The sequence below is a fragment of the Alteromonas sp. MmMcT2-5 genome, from assembly GCF_022348315.1.
Lineage (GTDB): Bacteria > Pseudomonadota > Gammaproteobacteria > Enterobacterales > Alteromonadaceae > Alteromonas > Alteromonas macleodii.
On the sequence record NZ_JAKRFB010000125.1, the window covers coordinates 1 to 2,264 of the forward strand.

Consider the following 2,264-nt stretch of genomic DNA (forward strand, 5'->3'; position numbering starts at 1 on the left):
GGCGAGAAAGAGAACCGATATGAGAAAGATTAAAGACGTCCTGCGTCTCAAATTCGAAGTAGGATTAAGCCATCGAGACATCGGCCAATGCTTAAGTCTCGGCCCTTCAACCGTGAGTGAAATACTCTCGCGCTTTAAATCCAGTGATTTATCGTGGCCGTTGCCGGAAGCGCTCAATGATAAAACGCTCGAGGCTCAGTTGTATAACACTGGTCCCGTTCAGCGCCAAAAACGGCTGCCTGACTTTATGCTTATGCAGCAAGAGTTGAAGCGTAAATGCATGACTAAGCTGTTGCTGTGGGAAGAGTATTACGCCGAAGATAGTGCGTCAGCTTATGGTTACACGCAGTTCTGCGAGCATTATCAGCGATGGCTTAAAAAGCAGAAGCGTAGTATGCGTCAGCATCATATCGCGGGTGATAAGTTGTTTATTGACTACTGCGGGCCGACAGTACCTATCGTTAATCCCGATACAGGCGAAGTGCGTTATCATGCACAAATCTTTGTTGCGACTTTAGGTGCGACCAACTACACGTATGTTGAAGCTGGCCGCTCACAACGTGAAGAAGACTGGATAATGGCGCACGTAAGAACGTTCCGCTACCTTGGCGGTGTACCTCGTTTACTTGTGCCGGATAACCTGAAATCAGCCGTTACCAAAGCCCATCGTTACGCGCCCACGCTGAATGAAAACTACGCAAAAATGGCGCGGCATTACGGCTGCGCCATTGTGCCTGCACGGCCTTATAAACCGAAGGATAAGGCTAAAGCAGAAAATGCGGTACTGATTGTTGAACGCTGGATACTAATGCGATTGCGACGGGAGTGCTTTTACACTTTAGCGGGCCTTAACGCACGTATCAAAGTGTTAATGGAAGAGTTAAATAATCGGCCGCAGCGCTTACATCCAGGCTCTTGTGCTGTACCAAAAGCACGCTTACTCTGTACCGCACACCTTAGTAGGCAACACGGTGACCATCGAGGCAAGTGGCAGTGTGGTCAGCATCTATCACCAAAATCAACTGGTGACACAGCACGCTAAATCAGCAAAAGACGGCGGCTTCTCAACGCAAAAAGAACACATGCCGGACAGCCATGTAAAACAGCGCTTCAGCGCTGAACGCTTATTGCACTGGGCGGAGAATATTGGTGTAGGTACGCGCGGTGTGGTGCAGTGGCACATCCATAGCCGTCAACATCCAGAGCAAGCGATTAAAAGCTGCTTAGCTATCCTAAACCTCACTAAACAACATGGTGCTACGCGACTTGAAGCCGCTTGCCAAAAGGCGTTACTGCTAGAACGCCCTCACAGAAGCGTTGTGATGAACTTACTCAAACATCACCAAGAAAGCGTACCGAGCACCGCTGTCGAACACGATGAGCAACCTGTAACCCACCACAATATCCGCGGCCAACATTACTATCAATAGGACAACCCATGACACAATCTCAATTACAAGAGCAACTGCGTAGCTTACGGCTTGGACACTTCGCTCAAGCGTTACTGCAACAACAAAGCCAAGCGACAACCTACGACGAGATGAGCTTCGAAGAACGCTTAGGATTACTGGCACAGCATGAAATCCACTGTCGGCAAGACAGCAAAGTGAAGCGTTTACTGCGTCAGGCAACCTTGCGCTTAGAAGCTCACGCCAGCCGATTGGAATACCGCGCAGAGCGCGGTCTACGCAAAGATAAAGTCGCCACACTGTTGAGCGGCCAATACTTACATCATGCCCATAACATTATCGTTACTGGCGCAACGGGGTGCGGTAAAACGTACTTCGCTTGCGCATTAGCCAGACAAGCCTGTGAACAGCATCATACAGTACGATATTACCGGCTCGGCCAGCTTCTAGATGAGCTGAATATCGGCCACGCCGATGGAAGTTACCGACAACAGCTTGCACAACTCGCTAAGAAAGAGCTGCTCATCCTAGATGACTGGGGAATGGAAAAACTGAGTGCAAGACAGGCCAATGACTTACTTGACGTGATGGAAGAACGATATCAAAACACCAGCACCATTATCGCTAGCCAGTTGCCCGTTACCGAATGGTACAAACTCATCAGTAACCCCACCGTGGCAGATGCATTACTCGACCGTTTACTGCACAACAGCCATCGAATTGAACTGGCTGGCGAATCGATGAGAAAACTAGACCAATCCGATCACTTAAGGTAAAACTGGTAAGGACGAAAAAGAAGAAGAAAAAGTGATCGGATAAAACCGAAATGACCGTTCGGATTCACCGAAATACGCA

General features: G+C 48.9%; 3 protein-coding genes. All 3 read left to right on the forward strand.

Annotated features, from left to right (window positions below; translation table 11 throughout):
* A partial coding sequence (gene istA / locus MHN09_RS21205; protein ID WP_239241837.1) for an IS21 family transposase occupies positions 1-1,042 on the forward strand: 1,042 nt, incomplete at its 5' end.
* Positions 1,026-1,430 (forward strand): hypothetical protein, encoded by a 405-nt coding sequence (locus tag MHN09_RS21210; RefSeq protein WP_239241838.1) that lies wholly within the window; start codon positions 1,026-1,028, stop codon positions 1,428-1,430. The genes istA and MHN09_RS21210, both read left to right, overlap by 17 nt.
* An 8-nt stretch (positions 1,431-1,438) precedes the next feature.
* The gene (gene istB, locus MHN09_RS21215; protein WP_015066349.1) at positions 1,439-2,185 is read left to right on the forward strand and encodes an IS21-like element helper ATPase IstB; all 747 of its coding nucleotides are present in this window, start codon (positions 1,439-1,441) and stop codon (positions 2,183-2,185) included.
* Positions 2,186-2,264 lie beyond the last annotated feature (79 nt).

Excerpts from the sequence above, each read along its gene's own strand:
- istB (WP_015066349.1), top strand. The coding sequence starts at position 1,439 with ATGACACAATCTCAATTACAAGAGCAACTGCGTAGCTTACGGCTTGGA.